The 19,098-nt window shown below is 64.2% G+C and carries 23 protein-coding genes; 11 read left to right on the plus strand and 12 right to left on the minus strand.

Features of this window, described 5'->3' with window-relative positions; translation table 11 throughout:
• Nucleotides 1-769 precede the first annotated feature (769 nt).
• Nucleotides 770-913 (minus strand): hypothetical protein, encoded by a 144-nt coding sequence (locus RMR04_RS24945; RefSeq protein ID WP_311911167.1) that lies wholly within the window; start codon nt 911-913, stop codon nt 770-772.
• 59 nt (nt 914-972) lie between these two features.
• Between RMR04_RS24945 and RMR04_RS24950 the strand changes: the two genes are divergently transcribed.
• Nucleotides 973-2,214: an allantoate amidohydrolase gene (locus RMR04_RS24950; RefSeq protein WP_311911168.1), complete on the plus strand. Its 1,242-nt coding sequence runs from the start codon at nt 973-975 to the stop codon at nt 2,212-2,214.
• Between the two features lie 128 nt (nt 2,215-2,342).
• Here RMR04_RS24950 and RMR04_RS24955 read toward each other — a convergent pair whose 3' ends face one another.
• The 5 genes from RMR04_RS24955 to RMR04_RS24975 all read right to left on the minus strand — a co-directional run bounded on the left by RMR04_RS24955 (nt 2,343) and on the right by RMR04_RS24975 (nt 4,640).
• The gene (locus RMR04_RS24955) at nt 2,343-2,801 is read right to left on the minus strand and encodes a baeRF12 domain-containing protein (protein WP_311911169.1); all 459 of its coding nucleotides are present in this window, start codon (nt 2,799-2,801) and stop codon (nt 2,343-2,345) included.
• Nucleotides 2,802-2,953: 152 nt separating this feature from the next.
• On the minus strand, nt 2,954-3,100 hold the full coding sequence (locus RMR04_RS24960) for an adenylyl-sulfate kinase (protein ID WP_311915935.1): 147 nt from the start codon (nt 3,098-3,100) through the stop codon (nt 2,954-2,956).
• A 184-nt stretch (nt 3,101-3,284) separates the two neighbouring features.
• A complete protein-coding gene (locus tag RMR04_RS24965) occupies nt 3,285-4,010 on the minus strand; it encodes an SOS response-associated peptidase (RefSeq protein WP_311911170.1) in 726 nt (241 codons plus the stop codon).
• Entirely contained in the window at nt 4,003-4,230 is a 228-nt protein-coding gene (locus RMR04_RS24970; RefSeq protein WP_311911171.1) for a hypothetical protein, read from the minus strand. Before RMR04_RS24970 ends, RMR04_RS24965 begins: the two co-directional genes overlap by 8 nt.
• Nucleotides 4,230-4,640, minus strand: coding sequence for a hypothetical protein (locus tag RMR04_RS24975; protein WP_311911172.1), 411 nt, complete (start codon nt 4,638-4,640; stop codon nt 4,230-4,232). Before RMR04_RS24975 ends, RMR04_RS24970 begins: the two co-directional genes overlap by 1 nt.
• A 55-nt stretch (nt 4,641-4,695) precedes the next feature.
• On the opposite strand from RMR04_RS24975, the gene RMR04_RS24980 reads away from it, so the two are divergent.
• On the plus strand, nt 4,696-4,983 hold the full coding sequence (locus tag RMR04_RS24980) for a hypothetical protein (protein WP_311911173.1): 288 nt from the start codon (nt 4,696-4,698) through the stop codon (nt 4,981-4,983).
• A gap of 351 nt (nt 4,984-5,334) precedes the next feature.
• On the opposite strand, the gene RMR04_RS24985 is transcribed toward RMR04_RS24980, so the two are convergent.
• The 3 genes from RMR04_RS24985 to RMR04_RS24995 form a co-directional block, all read right to left on the minus strand.
• Nucleotides 5,335-5,535 (minus strand): hypothetical protein, encoded by a 201-nt coding sequence (locus RMR04_RS24985; protein ID WP_311911174.1) that lies wholly within the window; start codon nt 5,533-5,535, stop codon nt 5,335-5,337.
• Between the two features lie 183 nt (nt 5,536-5,718).
• Nucleotides 5,719-6,285 carry a helix-turn-helix domain-containing protein gene (locus RMR04_RS24990; protein WP_311911175.1) on the minus strand — a complete coding sequence of 189 codons (567 nt, stop codon included), beginning with the start codon at nt 6,283-6,285 and terminating at the stop codon, nt 5,719-5,721.
• A 123-nt stretch (nt 6,286-6,408) separates the two neighbouring features.
• Nucleotides 6,409-7,098, minus strand: a complete 690-nt coding sequence (locus tag RMR04_RS24995; protein WP_311911176.1) for a GntR family transcriptional regulator — start codon at nt 7,096-7,098, stop codon at nt 6,409-6,411.
• A gap of 243 nt (nt 7,099-7,341) precedes the next feature.
• On the opposite strand from RMR04_RS24995, the gene RMR04_RS25000 reads away from it, so the two are divergent.
• From RMR04_RS25000 to glnT, 9 genes are all read left to right on the plus strand, one after another.
• The gene (locus RMR04_RS25000; protein WP_410492286.1) at nt 7,342-8,163 is read left to right on the plus strand and encodes an ABC transporter substrate-binding protein; all 822 of its coding nucleotides are present in this window, start codon (nt 7,342-7,344) and stop codon (nt 8,161-8,163) included.
• A gap of 82 nt (nt 8,164-8,245) precedes the next feature.
• The gene (locus tag RMR04_RS25005) at nt 8,246-8,941 is read left to right on the plus strand and encodes an amino acid ABC transporter permease (RefSeq protein WP_311911178.1); all 696 of its coding nucleotides are present in this window, start codon (nt 8,246-8,248) and stop codon (nt 8,939-8,941) included.
• A 29-nt stretch (nt 8,942-8,970) separates the two neighbouring features.
• Nucleotides 8,971-9,702, plus strand: a complete 732-nt coding sequence (locus RMR04_RS25010; protein WP_311915936.1) for an amino acid ABC transporter ATP-binding protein — start codon at nt 8,971-8,973, stop codon at nt 9,700-9,702.
• 48 nt (nt 9,703-9,750) lie between these two features.
• Nucleotides 9,751-10,935: an iron-containing alcohol dehydrogenase gene (locus RMR04_RS25015; protein ID WP_311911179.1), complete on the plus strand. Its 1,185-nt coding sequence runs from the start codon at nt 9,751-9,753 to the stop codon at nt 10,933-10,935.
• 143 nt (nt 10,936-11,078) lie between these two features.
• Nucleotides 11,079-11,732 carry a helix-turn-helix domain-containing protein gene (locus tag RMR04_RS25020; protein ID WP_311911180.1) on the plus strand — a complete coding sequence of 218 codons (654 nt, stop codon included), beginning with the start codon at nt 11,079-11,081 and terminating at the stop codon, nt 11,730-11,732.
• A 76-nt stretch (nt 11,733-11,808) separates the two neighbouring features.
• A complete protein-coding gene (locus tag RMR04_RS25025) occupies nt 11,809-12,699 on the plus strand; it encodes a class II glutamine amidotransferase (RefSeq protein WP_311911181.1) in 891 nt (296 codons plus the stop codon).
• Nucleotides 12,699-13,388 carry a GltB/FmdC/FwdC-like GXGXG domain-containing protein gene (locus RMR04_RS25030; protein ID WP_311911182.1) on the plus strand — a complete coding sequence of 230 codons (690 nt, stop codon included), beginning with the start codon at nt 12,699-12,701 and terminating at the stop codon, nt 13,386-13,388. Before RMR04_RS25025 ends, RMR04_RS25030 begins: the two co-directional genes overlap by 1 nt.
• A gap of 56 nt (nt 13,389-13,444) precedes the next feature.
• Nucleotides 13,445-14,770: an FMN-binding glutamate synthase family protein gene (locus tag RMR04_RS25035; protein ID WP_311915937.1), complete on the plus strand. Its 1,326-nt coding sequence runs from the start codon at nt 13,445-13,447 to the stop codon at nt 14,768-14,770.
• A gap of 60 nt (nt 14,771-14,830) precedes the next feature.
• Nucleotides 14,831-16,129: a type III glutamate--ammonia ligase gene (gene glnT, locus RMR04_RS25040; RefSeq protein WP_311911183.1), complete on the plus strand. Its 1,299-nt coding sequence runs from the start codon at nt 14,831-14,833 to the stop codon at nt 16,127-16,129.
• 135 nt (nt 16,130-16,264) lie between these two features.
• Here glnT and RMR04_RS25045 read toward each other — a convergent pair whose 3' ends face one another.
• From RMR04_RS25045 to RMR04_RS25055, 3 genes are read right to left on the minus strand one after another with little or no spacing between them, the layout of a single operon-like run.
• Nucleotides 16,265-17,383 carry an ABC transporter ATP-binding protein gene (locus RMR04_RS25045; protein ID WP_311911184.1) on the minus strand — a complete coding sequence of 373 codons (1,119 nt, stop codon included), beginning with the start codon at nt 17,381-17,383 and terminating at the stop codon, nt 16,265-16,267.
• The gene (locus tag RMR04_RS25050) at nt 17,380-18,180 is read right to left on the minus strand and encodes an ABC transporter permease (protein WP_311911185.1); all 801 of its coding nucleotides are present in this window, start codon (nt 18,178-18,180) and stop codon (nt 17,380-17,382) included. Before RMR04_RS25050 ends, RMR04_RS25045 begins: the two co-directional genes overlap by 4 nt.
• A gap of 3 nt (nt 18,181-18,183) precedes the next feature.
• A complete protein-coding gene (locus RMR04_RS25055; protein WP_311911186.1) occupies nt 18,184-19,062 on the minus strand; it encodes an ABC transporter permease in 879 nt (292 codons plus the stop codon).
• Nucleotides 19,063-19,098: the final 36 nt, after the last annotated feature.

A 19,098-nucleotide genomic window follows, 5' to 3' on the forward strand; every position in this document is an offset into this window, starting at 1 on the left:
GGGTCGACGAGATTTCGCGCCTTCGTCAGCTCGCACGGGTCTGGCGCTGGCGATCCGTGGTGGAATTCGTCGCCTCGCCCATGCGGCAATGGGAAAGCAGAATCCCGGCAGCCAACGCTCGATAGCTCTGCCGAAAGGTCGAAGAGATGGCGCGCGATCACATGCACGACCTCTCCTTCGCGTTGAATATGGCCTCTGATACCGAGCGAAAGACTGACGTCGGCCGCGGGTGGCCTGCATCTCAGCCGGCCGCCCGCGCTCCGACACCAGCACGAAGGGGCACAAACAATGATTACCGAGACGAACAAGGTCGCAATCGTCACTGGGGCGTAACGCAGCATTGGAGCCGGGATTACCCGGCGGCTGGCGCGCGAAAGACTCAGGGTCATCGTGAACGATTCAGGCAGTACCAATGCCGCATCAATCCTTCAAGGACCGAATAGCAATCCTTGAAGCGGCCTTTCTCAATCCTTCAAAGAGGGCTAGAGTGGGACTCAAAGGTGGTACACACGCACTTCGACGCGGACGACGAAAACACCGATAAAATCGGGTGTTTCGGGCATGATGCAGAGAGTTCAATCCTCTCTCGCAGCACCAGCCCATTCCCTTGAAATCGCTTAGACCCTTGACGCCACGGGGCTTCCGTCCATTGGCCTGGCCCGATTTGAGTGGCCCGACTTCGATCTCGCGCATCGTCGGGTTGATCTGGCCCCCCTTCCACGGTCTCGGTGATGACCGTCTGCACGCTGTCGACTTCGTGGACGGTCAGTTAAGCTAATCCAACCTTCCTTTCGAGCTCGACCGGGCTGAGATGGCCGATGGTCGAGTGCCTGCAGACCGTGTCGAAGAACATCTCGACGGAATCGAACATATCAGCCCTGGCGGCGTCGCGCGTCAGGTCAATCTTGCCCATGAGCCGCGCATGCCCATGAGCCGCTCGTGCCCATAAGCCGCTCGATTTGGAGAACGCCGTTGCCCGACCTTGCCGTTGACGAGGAACGCCTCTGGTCCGACGTCATGACGCTTGCCCAGATCGGTGCTCTGCCCAATGGGGGGTGCGATCGCCTTGCCTTGACCGAGGCGGACGCGGCGGCCAGGAGCCTGTTGCGCTACTGGTTCCAGCAGGCGGGGCTCAACGTTTCGGTTGATCCGATCGGGAACATTTTCGGGCGGCGCGAGGGCACTCAGCCTGGCTTGCCGCCGGTCTTTGTGGGCAGTCACATCGATACCCAGTCGCCAGGCGGTAAGTTCGACGGCGTGCTGGGCGTCTTGGCGGGTCTCGAATGCATCCGCACACTCAACCGGGCAGGCATACAGACCCGCTATCCAATCGAAGTCGTCAACTGGACCAACGAGGAGGGCGCGCGCTTCGCTCCGGGCTTGATGGGATCTGCGGTCTTCACCGGACAGCTGGATCTTGCTGCCGCCCATGCGTCGAAGGATCCATCTGGCGTCTCCGTCGCCGAAGCGCTGACGCGCATTCGCCAGCTTGGCGATGCGCCCATGCAGCGTCGGGTCGACAGCTATTTCGAACTTCACATCGAACAGGGCGACAGGCTGCAGCAGGCCGGGCACAGGATCGGCGTGGTCATCGGCAGCGAATTCAACTGCTTTGCCGACATCACATGCATTGGCGAGAACAGCCATGCACAGGCGACCCCAATGGCCCAACGACGCAATCCGTTAGCTGCGGCCGCCGAATTGATTACGGCGATCGAGGCGATTGGCCATCGCAACGCTCCTGTCGGATCGGCTGGTGTGGCGTCGTTGAGGCTTTGGCCCAACAACCGGATCAACATTCCTCATCGCGTGGTGTTCACTTACTCGGGCACGCATCCTGAGCGCGCTGGCATGGCTTCGATGCGGCGCGAGATCGGCGAGGCCGCTGCCGCGATAGCGCGTCGCACCGGCATCCGCATCGATGTTGAAGCGTCGCCTGATCGCGAAGCGATCGACTTCGATCCAGCTCTCGCCGTGCTCGTCGAGGAGATTGCGACGCAGCAGGGCTTCAGCACCATGCGCCTGCGCTCCCGCGCCGGACATGACGCCATCCGGATGGCTCCCTATTGTCCCACGCAGATGATCTTTGTGCCCTGCAAGGACGGTATATCGCATAGCGAGTTCGAGGATTGCCGGAGCGACGACGCGGCGGCGGGCGCCAATGTGCTTCTGCACGCTCTACATGCCCGCGCCAACAGGGCGGGTGGTCAATAGGTCGACAGCGGCCTCGATGCTCGAATCCAGCTTCTGAGGGACCTGCGCCCTCCGCCAGGTGCCATTGAACGGCAATGCTCCCCGCGCGTCGACGCGACCGAAAGGTCGCGCCGAGGCCATGAACCGGTTCAGGCGGCTTGAAGGGCGGCCAACAGCTCCTGCCCGCTTTTTCCAACGAGGTCCTTCGACAGGTCTGCCACGAGAGCGACGTGAAGCTGTTTGTGGTAATGCCGCCGCATTTCCCCCAGTGTCCTGGGCGAGGCGACAATGATCAGTTTCTCAATCTTGTGCCCGAGAACCTGCTGATTGAGCCATTCGGTTGCCGCAGCAGCGTGGCCGTCTTCATCGATCTGGTGGCCGGTCGGGTTGGCAGAACTGGAGTCGCGTCCCGAGCTCCCGCTCTTATTGCTCTCGTCGAGATCGGGCGATTCCATCGATGAGAGAACCGGGCTCGCTTCATCGCCGCTGTTGCGATGAAGCTCGAAATGCTTCCCATCGACCAGCGCGACAACGGCACCATTTGGTAGCTGCATCAGTGTCTCCTCAATCAGGCTGTCCGACCAGGCGTGAAGCAAGAGCATCTGCATGCTGACCAGCGATCGCGGGAATCCTCTGGAAAGCTGGAGAGCTTCACCCTGGTCATGGCTAACCAGCCTGAGAGCGTATCGTTCCAATCATGCGGCAAGCATCGTTCGGAGACCCGGGCGACACGCCATGCGCCGGCCGGTGCAAAGTCTCATCAGCCCGGTTTGAGGTAGTGACCCTTCTTCAGGAAATCGATGATCAGGTCCGCCGAGCGCTCGATTGCGCCCCTGTCCGTATCGAGGTGGATGTCGGGCGTTTCCGGCGGCTCGTAGGGGCTGTCGATCCCGGTGAAGTTCTTGATCTGCCCGGCGCGGGCCGCAGTGCGCTGATCGGGGACATCTGCGTGGTCGGGATGGACGAGGTCCCCCGATCCACGCCTTCAGCCGGCCGCTGACGAGCGCTTTGCCGCTGACGCAAGGCAATCTTCCGCCGCGCTACAACATCGCGCCGACCACCAATGTGCACATGATCGTCCACTGCCGCGGCTAGGCCGCATCGCCGTCCTTCTTGAGACCGCGCGCAACGATCTGCAGCGCGCCGTCCGGCAGGGGACGCTGCAGCCCCTTCACGTCGTTCCAAGGCATGGTCATCCACGCCTCGCACTCTTCCGGCGTCGTCAAGATCACCGGCATCGCCTTCGGGTGCACGGCCCCGACCTCAGCGTTCGGCGTTGCGGTTAGGAATGCGAAGAGGTCGATCGTTTCCAGCCCTTTGCTAACCTTGCGGACGCTGGTCCATTGCGGCGCCCATATGCCGGCGAAAAAGGCGAGCGGCCGATCCTCGTCGAAGGCGAACCAGATATCGCCGCCAGCGTCGCGGTTGAACTCGCTGAAGCTGGAGAAGGGCACGAGGCAGCGATTGTCGACACCGAGCCAGCGTTTCCAATGGGCGCTGGCGGTGTTGCGGACGTTCGTCGTGCCGCTGTCGGGCTCCATTGGCAGCAGAGCGTCAAAGTCGACCACCTTGCCCTTGGCCCGCAGCTTATCGGCGCGCCGGCTCGCTGCCTCGAAGAGCGCCAGCTTTGAGCTCGGCATGCCCCAGCGCGTCATGACGAGTTCCGCGACACCATCCCCGTGATTGCGGATGATCGGCGCTTCATAGTCCGGGAAGATGCCCGGCAGCGGCGGCAGATTGGTCTCCGGCGCGTCGAATTTCGCGAAGAGCTTGCGCATCGCGTCGACGCTCTTCGTCATCGAGTAGAGGTTACACATCGGGTCTCGTCTCCGGAGTCCAGAGGTCGCGCGGGTCCGCGTTGCGGGCCGCCTTCTCATCCAGCAGCCGCCGCTGCTCGATCCGCGCTTCGGTAAGGGCCGTCTCGAGGAAATAGGCGAGCGTGCCGAACCCGCGACGCTCGGCGTCCTTCGTCAGTTCTTCTATGCGCGTGATCAGATCATCGACGCGACGTAGCGGGATAAGCGGCACAACCGACATCACTCGTCCTCACCACCAACACGCCGCCGGCGCGGCCTCTGCCCCGGCTCGGCCGGCAGCATGTCCACCTTGCCGCCCTCGATCAAGCTCAGGCCGGTCAGCGCCGGCGGGAGATCAGGGGGCGATGTCCGGCCGATGTCGGGCAGATAAGCTCCGCAGTGGTGGCCGTATTTCTGCGGTTTCCGCGCCGGGTTGGCAGGATCATAAGGGCAACCCGAAACGAAGACCGTCAGCAGCCGCAGCAGGCTCGCATGCTTGCCGAATTGCGCTGCGCAGGCCGCAAGCCGCGTCGTGCCACCGCGCTCACAGAAATGGCAACTGAACCGGATCACCACCCAAGGGTACTGCATCAATGTCGTGTCGAGGGATGGTGGAACGGCGGACGGCCCCGCCCCGGCTGGTTTCATCATTGCGCTCTCGGAAATGAGAACATACAGAGAACATACGAGAGCAGGGAGTCAAGCCATGGGAGGCAATCCCCGCCGCTCCTATGACAAGGTCGGTCGAGAGTTGCCGCCTGCGACGGTCGGGGGCGAGCGCACTCAAGGTCGGCGGCTGGCGGAAATCATCTGCCATCCCTGCGTCAGATTCGTTGAGGTGCCGATCGACGATCTGCCGCCCGATCTGCCAATCCCCGATATCTGCCTGCGCTATCGTTGCTCGAAATGCGGCGGCAAGAACCTGTCCTCGCGCATGAGCATTTCCGAACATTATGCCCAGATCAGAGAGGAGCGGGAGCGGCGCGACGGATGATAGAAAGGGCGACGATCTGGAGATTCGCCTATGCCTTGGCCATTCTCGGCGCTGGGGCACGCCAGATCTGTCCTAGCCGTCCAGCTGAAAGATCTCACCGGCGTCGGCAGCATCGCGAATACACTTGAATGGGCGATTATATACTTTCCGCACCATTGCGGGCAGTGATAGAGTGTCAGAGCTAAAGGAACGCGACGATGCTGATTGTGGAACTGCTGCTTGCCGCTATCCTGATAGTCGCCGCGCTTGCCTACCGCGAACTAAGCGCGGTTCGCCGCATGCTATCTGACTGGCACGCCATTTGGGCGAACATGCCGCTGCACGCCACGCAGCATGAGGCCAAGCAGGTCGTCACTCTTCTTGAGGAGACAAACCACCTTTTGGCGACACGGATTCGCGATCCTCGCGTTTAGCCTTCGCCAACGGCTCGACCGGCTTGTGCTTCACGATCTTGCCGAGAGCGGCTTCAAAGCGTTCTTCGCTGTCGTCGCATCCGAGTTCTCGCGCCGCAGCTTTGAATTTGTCCGTCTGCACCTTAGTGTCACCCGTCATAAACTTACCCCTCGTGGCGCGTGCAGCCGCTGCGACGAGCCCGACCGAGAAGGTTAGGTTAGCAATCCCCGATCACAAAATGCTTCGGCGCTCGATCGGCAAACATCGCGAACACCCGCGCCAAGTGCGCGCCACGCGCCGTCGCCCTTCTCTCGAGCCCTGATCCCGAAGAGCGCCGGAGCTTCAGGAATTGCTCAGCACCGCGACGGCATAGACGCAGGTCCGGTCGCTCTCGTTCTTGAAGACGCAATCGCTGGGAGGGCCGAGTTCGAGGCAATCGCCTTCCTTCATCTCGTGCCGCGTCTGCCCTTCCACGAAGACGAGCGCTCCATCCAGCACCCAGATCAGCTGGCGCATGAAGGCATAGGCCGAGGCGGGCATCGGCACGTCTTTTCCGGCCGGCAATTCGATGCGCACCAGGTCGAGCGGCAGGTCCGAGCGCGGCGAGACATGGCGGCGCACATAGCCGGTCTGCGGATCGACCCATAGCGGCTGATCGGCCTTGCGGAGCAGCCGCCCCTGCTGCATCTCCGCCCGCGCCATCAGCGTCGACATGCTCAGGCCGAAGGCTCCGGAGAGCTTGCCGAGCAAGGTCGCCGTCGGGCTGCTCTCGGCCCGCTCCACCTTGAAGATCATGGCGCGGGACACCGACGCCTTTTCAGCGAGGTCGGACAGCGACCAGCCCCTGCCCTCCCGTTCAATGCGAATGCGAGCGCCAATGCGCTGATCGATGCCGTCAGATTTCACCATGCGTGACACTATAGTGGACGGATCCGCGAAATCAAAAGCGGGCCGCGCTGCATCATGGCGTCTCCGCAGCAAGCCATCGACCTCGACTTGATCCTGCGCGGGAGCATCTGACTCCCCTCGCCCTCAGACCGTATCCGCTTGCTCCGAGAGCAAACCCTGGGCGATCGACGAGGCGTTGCGGACATGCGTCAGCGCCGCATTATAGGCCGCCTCACCGTCGCCGGCCCGGATCGCGTCGACGATGTTCTGCATCTGCCTGGGCCCCTCGACATTGCGCCCCGTCGTCTTGATCGTCATCGAGCGCAGATAATTGATGCGCACGGTGATGGAGCTGACGATGCCCCAGGCGATGTCCTTGCCGGAGGCTGCGAACAACAGGCGATAGAATTCGGTGGTCTCGGCGAGGACCGTCGACATCGCATTCTCGGCATAGGCCGCGCGGATGTTCGCAAGCCGGCTTTCGAGCGCAGCGACGACGCCGGGCTGCTTGCTTTCCGCGCAGGCCCTGGCCGCGATGCCTTCGAGCACACCACGAATCTCGTAGATCTGCTTGGCTTCATCCGGCGTGGTCTTGGCCACGATCGGCCCGCGATTGGGAAGCGTCGCGACGAGCCCTTCCGATTCGAGATGGCGCAAAACCTCGCGGACGATGGTCCGGCTGACCCCGAGTTGCTCGCACAGATCGCGCTCGACAAGTCGCGCGCCCGGCTTGAAGCGCATGTCGAGGATCGCCTCGCGCATCTTTTCTAGAGTCAATTCACGAAGGGTCTTCCCCGGACGATCGACCAGCATCGGCCGCTCAGTCGAATTCATCGGTCATTCTTCCTGTTTCTACGACAGTTGCCCGATCAGGACACAGAAGACAACAGCCCATTCGCCTGCGCTCCCTCGCCTGATTTATGGGCATCGCCCTGCCTGATTTTTCCCTGGGCAACCAGATTGTGGCGTCAAATTTGGTATGCCATAATACAGAATACCAGCTTGAAGATGGAGCGACAAATGGCCTTCTGGAGATTTGCCGTGCCTTGCGAGCGCAAGCCCCGCAAAGCGATCCGCATGATCGGGCTCGCAGGCCTGATGGCGCTGGTCGCCCTCCCCGCTGCGCAGGCTCAGGCGCAAGGCTGCACGCCGAAGATCGCCGGAAATCTCCTGACCAAGGCCGGGCATTTCGTCATGGCTACCAGCCCCACCTTGCCGCCGATGGCCTATGCGGACCAGAAGGGCGTGCTGAAGGGCATGCGGGTCGAGCTCGGATACGAGATCGCCAAGCGTCTGTGCCTGACGCCGGATTATATCAGCACGGAATATGCCGCGATGGTGCCGGGCCTGCAGGGTGGCCGCTGGGACATGATCAATGCCGGCCTCTTCGTCACGCCCGAGCGCCTGAAGATCCTCTACATGATCCCTTATGAGAATCTCGCGATCAGCATCTCGACGCCGACCCAGGCGGGCAAGCCGATCACGGCTGTCGACGACCTCGCCGGCAAGCGGGTCAGCACCGATCTCGGCGGCTATGCCGAGCGCAAGATCCGCGACCTGAACAAGGAGTTCAAGTCGCGCGGGCTCACCGAGATGACCATCAATCTCTTCGACAACTACGCCACGGTCTATCAGGCCTTGCGCGCCGGCCAGGTCGATGCGGCGGTCTCGATCGACCCCGTCGCCAAGCAATATCAGGAGCGCGGCGAGTTCACCCATGCGCTGAGCGGCATGTTCCCGACGCCGGGCTCACTCTCCTTCGGCCAGAAGGCCATTGCCGATGCGGTGGCCCAGGCGCTGAAGGAGATGGAGGCCGACGGCTCGCTGGCCAAGCTGATGTCCGACTACGGCGTCGGCCAGGTCGAGGGCGGCGTCCGCGTGCTGGGGCGCGACAGCTAGTCCCTCGCCGCGAGGCCCCCTCTGCCCTGGCGCAGGCCCGGGCGTCCCATGTCAAATTTCGACCATCTGCCGGGAGATCTGCGTGAAAGGCTGGAACTGGGGCGGCTTCTTCGAATATCTGACGAACGAATACATGCTCGAAGGCGCGCTGATCACGCTCGGCCTGACGGTCTTCTCGATGGTGTTCGGGTTGATCCTGGGCTTCCTCGTCGCGCTGATGCGCATGTCGAAGCATAAGGTTCTGTCCCTTCCAGCCTATTTCTACACCTGGATCATGCGCGGCACGCCGCTCCTGGTGCAGCTCATCATCATCTATACCGGCCTGCCGCAGCTCGGCATCCGCTTCTCCGTGCTCGAATCCACGCTGATCGGCCTGACCCTCAATGAGGCGGCCTATCTCTCCGAGATCGTGCGCGCCGGCATCTCGGCCGTTCCGCGCGGGCAGGTCAATGCGGCGCGCGCCATCGGCATGCGCGAATTCCAGGTGATGCGCTATGTCGTGGCGCCGCAGGCCTTCCGGATCATCATCCCGCCCTTGGGCAATTCAGTGAACGGCATCCTCAAGACCACCTCGATCGCCTCGATCATCTCGATGGAAGAGCTGCTGCGCCGCACGCAGGTGCTGATCCAGGAGAAGTTCCTGGTGCTCGAGCTCTTCATCGTCGCGGCGCTCTACTACCTGGTGATGACCACGGCCTGGGAGTTCATCCAGCGCCGGATCGAAAAGCGCCTCGGCCGGGCCTTCGACGTGCAGGCCACCGTGACCGAGCAGCGATGAGGTCCCCAGTCATGCAGCAAACGAACGCCATGATCGAAGTCCGCGCCGTCAACAAATGGTACGGCGACAGCTTCCACGTCCTGAAGAACTGCAGCCTGGCTGTCGGGAAGGGAGAGGTCGTCGTGGTCTGCGGCCCCTCCGGCTCCGGCAAATCGACCCTGATCAAATGCGTCAACGGGCTGGAGAGCGTCAGGGATGGCGACATCCTGATCGACGGCGTGAAGGCGACCGACCCCGGCACCGACATGCCCAAGCTGCGAGCGCGGGTGGGCATGGTCTTCCAGCATTTCGAGCTGTTCCCGCATATGACGGTGATGGAGAACCTCTGCATCGGGCAGGAGAAGGTGCTCGGACGCTCCCCCTCCGAGGCCAGGGAGAAGGCGCTCTCTTTGCTCGAACGGGTCGGGCTGACGGAGCATGCGCGGAAATACCCGATCCAGCTCTCGGGCGGGCAGCAGCAGCGCGTTGCGATTGCGCGCGCGCTCGCCATGGACCCGATCGCGATGCTGTTCGACGAGCCGACCTCCGCGCTTGATCCGGAAATGATCAACGAGGTCCTCGACGTCATGGTCGGGCTCGCCCAGGAGGGCATGACGATGATGGTCGTCACCCATGAAATGGGGTTCGCCCGCAAGGTCGCCGACAGGGTCGTCTTCATGGATCGCGGCGAGATCGTCGAGAACAGCGACACGGAACAATTCTTCGCTGCCCCCGCAAGCGAGCGCGCGAAACAGTTCCTGTCGAAGATCCTTCCCCACTGAGCATTCTTCCCCATTGAGTATCCCTGTCGGCGGGATGGCGAGGCGCAGATGATCAACCGCATCCTCACCCCTCGCGAACTCATCATCGGCGGCGGGTCGATCGCGCAGCTTCCCGCGCTGCTGGGGCGCCTCGGCGTCTCGCGGCCTCTGCTCGTCATCGACCCCGGCGTCCTCAAGCTCGGACTGGCCGAGCCCGCGATCGCCGCCATGCGCGCAGCCGGAATCGAGCTCGATATCTTCGCGGAGGTCATCGAGGATCCCACCGACGCCACGGTCGCTCTCGCCGTGGAGCGGATACGCAGCCGCGAGCGGGACAGCGTCATCGGCTTCGGCGGCGGCAGCGCCATCGACACGGGCAAGGCCGCCACCATCGTCGCCAGCACCGGGGAAGCGGTCCACGCCCTGAAAGTTCCGCGCATCGTCGACCTGAGCGTGATGCCCTTCATCGCGGTTCCGACGACGGCGGGAACGGGCAGCGAGGTGACGCGGGCCTGCGTAATCACCGACACGCAGCGCCAGGAGAAGATGCTGATCCTGGGAACGGCCGCCTTGCCGGCCGCCGCGATCGTCGATTTCGAGTTGACCCTGACTTGCCCGTTCCGCGTCACGGTCGACACGGGGCTCGATGCGCTGACGCATGCCCTGGAAGCGATCATAAACCGCAACCGCAACGCCCATGCCGATGCGCTCGCATTCTCGGCGCTGGCATTGATCGGCGCCCATCTCGAAACGGCCGCGAGCGAGCCGGGAAACCGCGCCGCCCGCGAGGCCATGATGCTCGGAGCGACCCATGCGGGGCTTGCCGTCTCCAACACATCGACGGCGCTGATCCATGGCCTCAGCCGCCCGATCGGCGCCTTCTTCCATGTCCCGCACGGCCTGTCGAACGCCATGCTGCTGCCGCTCGTCACCGCCTATTCCTTGTCGGCGGCACCGCGGCAATACGCGGCCGCGGCGCGGGCGCTCGGCTGGGCGACGGCGGGGGACAGCGACGCGCATGCCGGCCGCACGCTCGTCCAAGGTTTCATCGGCCTGAACGCACGGCTCAAGGTTCCGACGCCGCAAAACTTCGGCATCGGCGGGGAGCGCTACCAGGCGCTGCTGCCGGAGATGGCGCGCCAAGCCCTCAGCTCCGGGACGCCGCAGAACAATCCGCGCATCCCCGACACCGACGAAATCATCGAGCTTTACCGGAATGCCTGGGATGGCCGGGTTCCGGTTTTTTTTAGATGACGAACAGCATCCCCTTCCCGATGCAAGCCGCTCCCGCCCGACGCTCCGCCATCGGCGAAAGCCGGTCTCGCGGCACGTTTCCCTCGCGCCGGCGGCGGTTGACTCGCCCCGATCGATCCTGCTGTCTGCAGGCGAGCGCGACGATGCGCGGTTGGCAAGGGATGGTGCTGTCGTTGAGCGTCCAGGACAGTTCGACCGGCTCGGGAGCGCCGGGGGAGACACGCAAAACACTGGAAATCGCGCTTGGCCGTCAGATCCGCGCGATCCGGCGTTCGCATGATCTGTCGGTCGCCGATCTCGCGACGGCTGCCGGGATTTCGGCCGGCATGCTGTCGAAGATCGAGAACGGGCAGATCTCGCCCTCGCTCGGTACGATCGCGGCCATCGCCGCCAGCGTCAACGTGCCGATCAGCACGCTCTTTGCCGCCTTCGAGGAGAAGAGCGACTGCTCCTATGTGCCGGCCGGCAAGGGGGTCAACATCGAGCGGCGCGGCACCAAGGCCGGGCATGTCTATGAGCTTCTGGGCCATGCGCTTGGCGGCGATGTGGTGGTCGAACCCTATCTCATCACCCTGCGCGAGGATGCTTCGCCCTTCACCGGCTTCCAGCATGCCGGGGTCGAATTCATCTACATGCTCAGCGGCGAGGTGGTTTATCGGCACGCCGAGGGACGCTATCGCTTGAAGCCGGGCGATGCGCTCTTGTTCGACTCGGGCGCGCTGCACGGGCCGGAGGAGTTCGTGCAATTGCCGATGACCTATCTGTCGATCATCGTCTATCCGCGCCAGGCGCTTTAAGTTTCCTGATGAGAACTTTTGTTTCTTGACAGGATAAGCGCCTATGCTAGGACACTCTCCATGACGGGAGGGTCACATGTGCGGGATCGTCGGCTTATTCATCAAGACTCCGGAGCTTGAGCAAGATCTGGGCCGGCTCCTCTCCGGCATGCTCGAGACGATGAGCGATCGCGGGCCCGACAGCGCGGGCTTCGCCATCTACGGCGCGGACAAGGCCGACCTCGTCAAGCTGACGCTCAGCCATTCCGACCCTGCTGCCTTGGAGCGCGCCGCCGCCGAGCTCAACGCCCATCTCGGCTATCCCACGGAGCGGACCACCCGCTCCAACCACCTCATCGTCTCGGTGCGCCGCGCCGACGAGGAGAAGGCGCGTGCCTTCGCGACTGCCGCCGGCCTGCGCGTCGTCGGCGCCGGCAAGCGCATGGAGATCTTCAAGGAGGTCGGGCTTCCCATCCAGGTCGCGGAGCAGTTCGGCCTCTCCGGCATGTCCGGCACGCACGGCATCGGCCATACCCGCATGGCAACAGAATCCGCCGTGACCACGAACGGCGCCCATCCCTTCTCGACCGGACGGGACCAGTGCCTCGTCCATAACGGCTCGCTCTCCAACCACAATTCGGTGCGGCGCGAGCTGAAGCGCGAGGGCCTGTCCTTCGAGACCGAGAACGACAGCGAGGTCGCCGCCGGCTACCTGACCTGGCGCATGCGCGAGGGTGCTTCGCTGCGCATGGCGCTGGAGGACAGCCTCAAGGCGCTGGACGGCTTCTACACCTTCGTGGTCGGCACCGAGAACGGCTTTGCCGTGCTGCGCGACCCCGTCTCCTGCAAGCCGGCGGTGATGGCGGAGACCAAGGACTATGTCGCATTCGGCTCGGAATACCGTGCGCTTGCCGGCCTGCCCGGCATCGAAAGCGCCCATATCTTCGAGCCTGAGCCAGCCAAGGTCTACGCCTGGGAGCGCGCCTGATGCCTGTCGTCGACCTCGCAACGGTTCCGCTGCGCTCGCTGAACGCGGATCTGCACAAGCTGCCCCAAAACACCAATGAGACGCATTGGACGATCAGGAATCCCGGCGGCAAGCACGCTCTGGCGGTCGGGCTCGACGCGCCGGTGATCGTCGAGATCGAGGGGCATGTCGGCTACTATTGCGGCGGCATGAACAAGGAAGCGACGATCGTCGTCTCCGGCAATGCCGGGGTCGGCGTCGGCGAGAACATGATGTCGGGCGAAATCCGCATCAAGGGCGACGCCAGCCAGGCGGCCGGCGCCACAGGCCGCGGCGGCCTTCTCGTCATCGAGGGTGATGCATCGGCCCGCTGCGGCATCTCGATGAAGGGCATCGACATCGTCGTGAAGGGCTCGATCGGCCCGATGAGCGCCTTCATGGCGCAAGAAGGCAATCTCGTCGTGCTCGGCGATGCCGGCGAGGCGCTGGGCGATTCCATCTACGAGGCCAGGCTCTTCGTGCGCGGCGCGGTCAGGAGCCTCGGTGCCGATTGCGTGGAGAAGCCGATGGAGGCCGCCGACCGCACGGCGCTGGCAGGCGTCATCGCGCGCGCGGGCCTCAGCGACGACGTCTCGCCGGACGAGTTCAAGCTCTATGGCTCCGCCCGCACCCTCTACCATTTCCACGTCGACAACGCCTCGGCGTATTGAGCGAGCTCCCCATGACCGCGTCACTCAAGCCCATGCCGGCTGCACCGCTTATCGACATGCCAGCGACCGCGCAGACCACGCCGCGCTTCTCCGCGACCTTCGATCCGCACACGATCTCGGAGATCCAGCGCGCTGCCGCGACCGGCATCTACGACATCCGCGGCGGCGGGGCGAAGCGCAAGCTGCCGCATTTCGACGACCTGCTCTTCCTGGGCGCCTCGATCTCGCGCTACCCGCTCGAAGGCTATCGCGAGAAATGCGGCACCGATGTCGTGCTCGGCGCCCGCTTCGCCAAGAAGCCGATCCATCTGAAGATCCCGATCACGATCGCCGGAATGAGCTTCGGCGCCTTGTCGGGACCGGCCAAGGAGGCGCTCGGGCGCGGTGCGACGATCGTCGGCACCTCGACGACGACGGGCGATGGCGGCATGACGCCCGAAGAACGCGGCCACTCGCAGACACTGGTCTACCAGTACCTGCCCTCGCGCTACGGCATGAACCCGGACGATCTGCGCAAGGCCGACGCGATCGAGATCGTGATCGGCCAGGGCGCCAAGCCCGGCGGCGGCGGCATGCTGCTCGGCCAGAAGATTTCCCCGCGCGTCGCCAGGATGCGCAATCTGCCGGAAGGCATCGACCAGCGCTCGGCCTGCCGCCACCCGGACTGGACCGGCCCCGATGATCTCGAGATCAAGATCGAGGAGCTGCGCGAGATCACCGATTGGGAGAAGCCGATCTATGTGAAGGTCGGCGCCAGCCGGCCCTATTACGACACCGCGCTTGCCGTGAAATCCGGCGCCGATGTCGTGGTGCTCGACGGCATGCAGGGCGGCACGGCGGCGACGCAGGAGGTCTTCATCGAGAATGTCGGCCTGCCGATCCTGGCGGCCATCCGCCCGGCCGTGCAGGCGCTGCAGGATCTCGGTATGCATCGCAAGGTCCAGCTCATCGTCTCCGGCGGCATCAGAACCGGCGCCGACGTCGCCAAGGCGCTGGCGCTCGGCGCCGATGCGGTTGCGATCGGCACTGCGGCCTTGATCGCGCTCGGCGACAACGACCCGCGGCTGGAAGCGGAATACGCCAAGCTCGGCACCACGGCCGGCGCTTATGACGACTGGCATGAGGGGCGCGATCCCGCCGGCATCACGACGCAGGATCCCGAGCTCGCTGCGCGTCTCGACCCGGTCAAGGCCGGGCGCAGATTGGCGAATTACCTCTCCGTCCTGGCGTTGGAAACGCAGACCATCGCGCGCGCCTGCGGCAAGAGCCATGTCCATAATCTGGAGCCGGAGGATCTCGTGGCGCTGACCGTGGAAGCCGCCGCCATGGCGCGCGTGCCGCTGGCCGGCACCAACTGGATTCCCGGCAGCGCCGGGTTCTGAAAGCCATTGAGGGGGCCGTCCAACGAGGCGGCCCTTATCGTTTAAGGAATGGGGAACTGAATGACCGTTGATCTCGCCGCCGCCGCCAAGGAGCGCGGCATCAAGTATTTCTTGATCTCCTACACTGATCTGTTCGGCGTCCAGCGCGCAAAACTGGTTCCCGCCAGTGCCATCAACGGCATGGCGAAGAGCGGCGCCGGCTTTGCCGGCTTCGCGACCTGGCTCGACATGACGCCGGCCGACCCCGATCTCTTCGCGGTGCCCGATCCCGACAGCTTGATCCAGCTGCCCTGGAAGCCGGAGGTCGGCTGGCTCGCGGCCGATCTGTGGATGAACGGCAAGGAGGTGGCGCAGGCCCCGCGCAACCTGCTCAAGCGCTTGGTCAAGGACGCCGCCGCCCATGGTTATACGATCAAGACCGGCGTCGAATGCGAGTTCTTCCTGACGACGCCCGACGGCCTCGAAGTCTGCGACAGCGCCGACAAGCAGACCAAGCCCTGCTACGATCAGTCGGCCCTGATGCGCCAATACGACGTCATCGCCGAACTCTGCGACGCGATGCTGGCGCTTGGCTGGAAGCCCTACCAGAACGACCATGAGGACGCGAACGGCCAGTTCGAGATGAACTGGAATTTCGGCGAGGTGCTCGTCACCGCCGACCGCCATTCCTTCTTCAAATACATGGCGAAATCGATCGCCGAGAAGCACGGCCTGCGGGCGACCTTCATGCCAAAGCCGTTCCTGAACCTGACCGGCAGCGGCTGCCACGCCCATGTCTCGGTTTGGAACGGCGAGCGCAACCTGTTCGAGGACGAGGCCGGCGAGCTCGGCGTCTCACAGCTCGGCTATCACTTCATCGGCGGCGTGATCCATTCGGCCGACGCGCTCTGCGCCTTGTTCAACCCGACGGTGAACTCCTACAAGCGCATCAACGCGCCGCGCACGACCTCTGGCGCGACCTGGTCGCCCAACACCGTGACCTATTCCGGCAACAACCGCACCCATATGATCCGCATTCCCGAGGGCGGGCGGTTCGAATTGCGGCTGCCCGACGGCGCGGCCAACCCCTATCTCCTGCAAGCCGGCATCGTCGCCGCCGGCCTCGACGGCATCCGCCACAAGCGCGATCCCGGCAAGCGCCTCGACATCAACATGTACACGGACGGCCACCTGGTCGAGGGCGTCAAGAAGCTGCCGCTCAACATGCTCGACGCGCTGCGCGCGCTCGAAGCTTCGGAGGTCCTGAAGGAAGGCCTTGGCGCCTTCGTGCCCGCCTATCTCAAGCTCAAGCACCAGGAATGGAACGACTACGCACGCCATCTCACCCAGTGGGAGCGTGACGTGACGCTCGACTGCTGAGGGCGGAGCGGCTTTCTCGGGCCGCTCTCATTATTGCAAGCGCAGCGAAGCAATCCGAGGCCGCAATGCGAGCCCCCTGGATTGCTTCGCTGCGCTCGCAATGACGTTGGCGGGTCTCGGCCCGCCTTCCGGCTCTCAGGGTGCGCTGTAAATGCGGGCGGCTCCCGCCGGCCAGCCGAGGCGGACCTTGTCCGCGGTTTGCGGCGGCTGGCCCCTGAAGCCGTCGCAGGGCAAGCGGATCGAGACCTCGCCGCCCCAGCTCGTGCGCGTCAGGACATGTACGACATCGCCGAGGAAGGTCGTCGCGGTGACAGTGGCCGGAACCAGCCCTGCCGCCATGTCGTCGCCCCGGGTGATCGTGAGACGCTCCGGCCGGACCATGATCGCGACATCGTCCCCGGCCTTGAGACCCGCGCCAGCAAGGCTCGCACCGGCAAGGCTCGCACCGGTAAGCCCCGGAAGCCGCGAGCCATCAGGCAGAACCGCCTCGAAGGCGGCCCCGCTCGCGGATGCGACCTTGGCCGGCAGGAAGTTGGAATTGCCGATGAAGCCCGCGACGAAATGCGTGGCGGGTGCATCGTAAAGGTCGCGGCCGGACCCGACCTGCTCGATCCGGCCATTGTTGAACAAGGCGACGCGGTCGGACAGGCGCAGCGCCTCCTCCTGATCATGCGTGACATAGAGGATCGTTACCCCGGTCTCGTTATGGATGCGCTTGATCTCGAACTGGATCTCTTCCTTCAATTTCTTGTCGAGCGCGGAAAGCGGCTCGTCCATCAAGAGCAATGGCGGGTCATAGGCCAGGGCGCGAGCCAGGGCCACGCGCTGCTGCTGGCCGCCGGAGAGCTGCGCCGGCATGCGCTCCGCATAGCGCTCCAATCGCACGAGCCTGAGCATGGCCTGAACCCGCGCGTCGATCTCCGCCTTCGAGCGACGCCGGACCTTGAGCGGAAAGGCGATGTTGTCGGCGATGCTCAGATGCGGAAACAGCGTGTAGCGCTGGAAGACCATGCCGATATTGCGCTTGTTCGACGGCACCCGCAGCAGCGAGCTTCCACGCAGCAACACATCGCCGGCCGACGGTGCCTGGAACCCGGCGATGACATAGAGCGTCGTGCTCTTGCCGGAGCCTGAGGGCCCCAGGAATGTGACGAATTCGCCCTCAGCGATATCCAGCGAAACATCCTCCACCGCCGCGACTGCGCCATAGCGCTTGGCGACGCCCCTGATGGACAGGAAGGGGGTCGTCGTCATGAGGGTTTGTCCTTGCGAAGGAAGGCGGCGAGCAGCATCAGCACCGCGGTGAAGCCGACGAGGATCGAGGATACGGCGGCGATGACCGGCGAGAGATCCTGCCGCAGCGTCGAGAAGATCCGCACGGGCAAGGTCTGGAGGTCGGGGCTCGCCATGAAGATGGCGATGACGACCTCGTCCCAGGATGCCAGAAACGAGAAGATTGCCGCGCCGAACACGCCAAGCCGGATCGAAGGGATCGTCACCCGCAGCTTGGCCTCCAGCGGGCTCGTGCCGCAGATGATCGCGGCATCCTCGATCGCCGTATCGAAGCGCTCCAGCGCATTGCAGATCGAAATGATCGCGAATGGCAGCGCCACCACCAGATGGGCGATGACGAAGCCGATGAAGGTGCCGTTGAGCTGGATCCGCAGGAACAGCGCATAAAGCGCCACCGCCAGTACCACGACCGGCAAGACCATCGGCGTCAAGAACAAGGCACGGACCAGTTCGCGCCCCGGGAAACGCCCGCGCGTCAGCCCGAACGACGCCATCAGGCCGATGACGGTCGAGAGCACCATGACGGTCAGCGCGATCCTGAGGCTGACGAAGAAGGAGGTCAGCCATTCCGGATCGGCGAAGAGCTGGCCATACCATTTCAGCGTCCAGGCCGGCGGCGGGAATTGCAGCCATTGCGAGGAGCCGAAGGACAAAGCGACGATCAGCAGGATCGGCAGGAGCAGGAACAGGCCGACAAGCACGGCGACAAGGCCAAGGGCATAGCGCAGCCAGCCGAGACGATCGAAATCGAGCAGCATGGCCTACCTCGCCTCCCCGCCACCGAAGCCGAAATAGCGGAACTGCACCGCATAGATGGCGAGCGTCACCACGAGCAGGACGAGGGCCGCCGCTCCCGCCAGCCCCCAGTTGAGCAGCGACTGCACCAGCTGCGCGATCAGCTCGGCCAGCATCATGTTGGAGGTTCCGCCGAGCAGCGCGGGCGTGACGAAGTAGCCGAGCGACATGACGAAGACCATCAGCACGCCCGCAGCGACGCCCGATGCGACGAGCGGCGCGAAGACCAGCCGGAAGACCTGAAACCGGCTCGCCCCGCACAGGGACGCCGCCTGGAACACCGTGGGATCGAGCGTCCGGATCGTGGCGTGCAGCGGCAGGATCATGAAGGGCAGCATGATGTAAGTCATGCCGATGGTGACGCCGACGAGGTTGTTGATCAGCGAAAGTGGCTCGGAAATCACGCCGATCTGCATCAGCATGCGGTTGATGATGCCCGTGCCCTGCAGCAGCACCATCCAGGCATAGGTGCGCGCCAGCAGGTTCGTCCACATCGACAAGACAATGACGCCAAACAGCAAGGTGGACCAACGCCTGGGCGCAACGGCCAGGAACCAGGCGACCGGAAAGGCGAGCAGCAAGGTGACGAGCGTGACGAGCCCCGCCACCAGGAAGGTGTTGCCGAAGACCTTCAGATAGGTCGTGGAGCCGAACACCTCGGCATAGTTCTGCAGGCCCGGTTGCGGCTCCAGGACGCTGCGCAGCAGCAGCGCGACCACGGGTATAACGAAGAACAGCGCCAGCAATGCCAAGGCAGGCGCAACCGCTCCGAGCCCCGCCAGATGGCGGGGCTCGGGCGAGAGATCGGCCTCGCCTGCGAGCGATGGCGTGGGCACCGTCGTCATGATCTCACCGGCTTTGCGGGCGTGACAGGCGCGGGG

Origin of the sequence: Bosea sp. 685 (assembly GCF_031884435.1) — a bacterium.
Classification (GTDB): domain Bacteria; phylum Pseudomonadota; class Alphaproteobacteria; order Rhizobiales; family Beijerinckiaceae; genus Allobosea.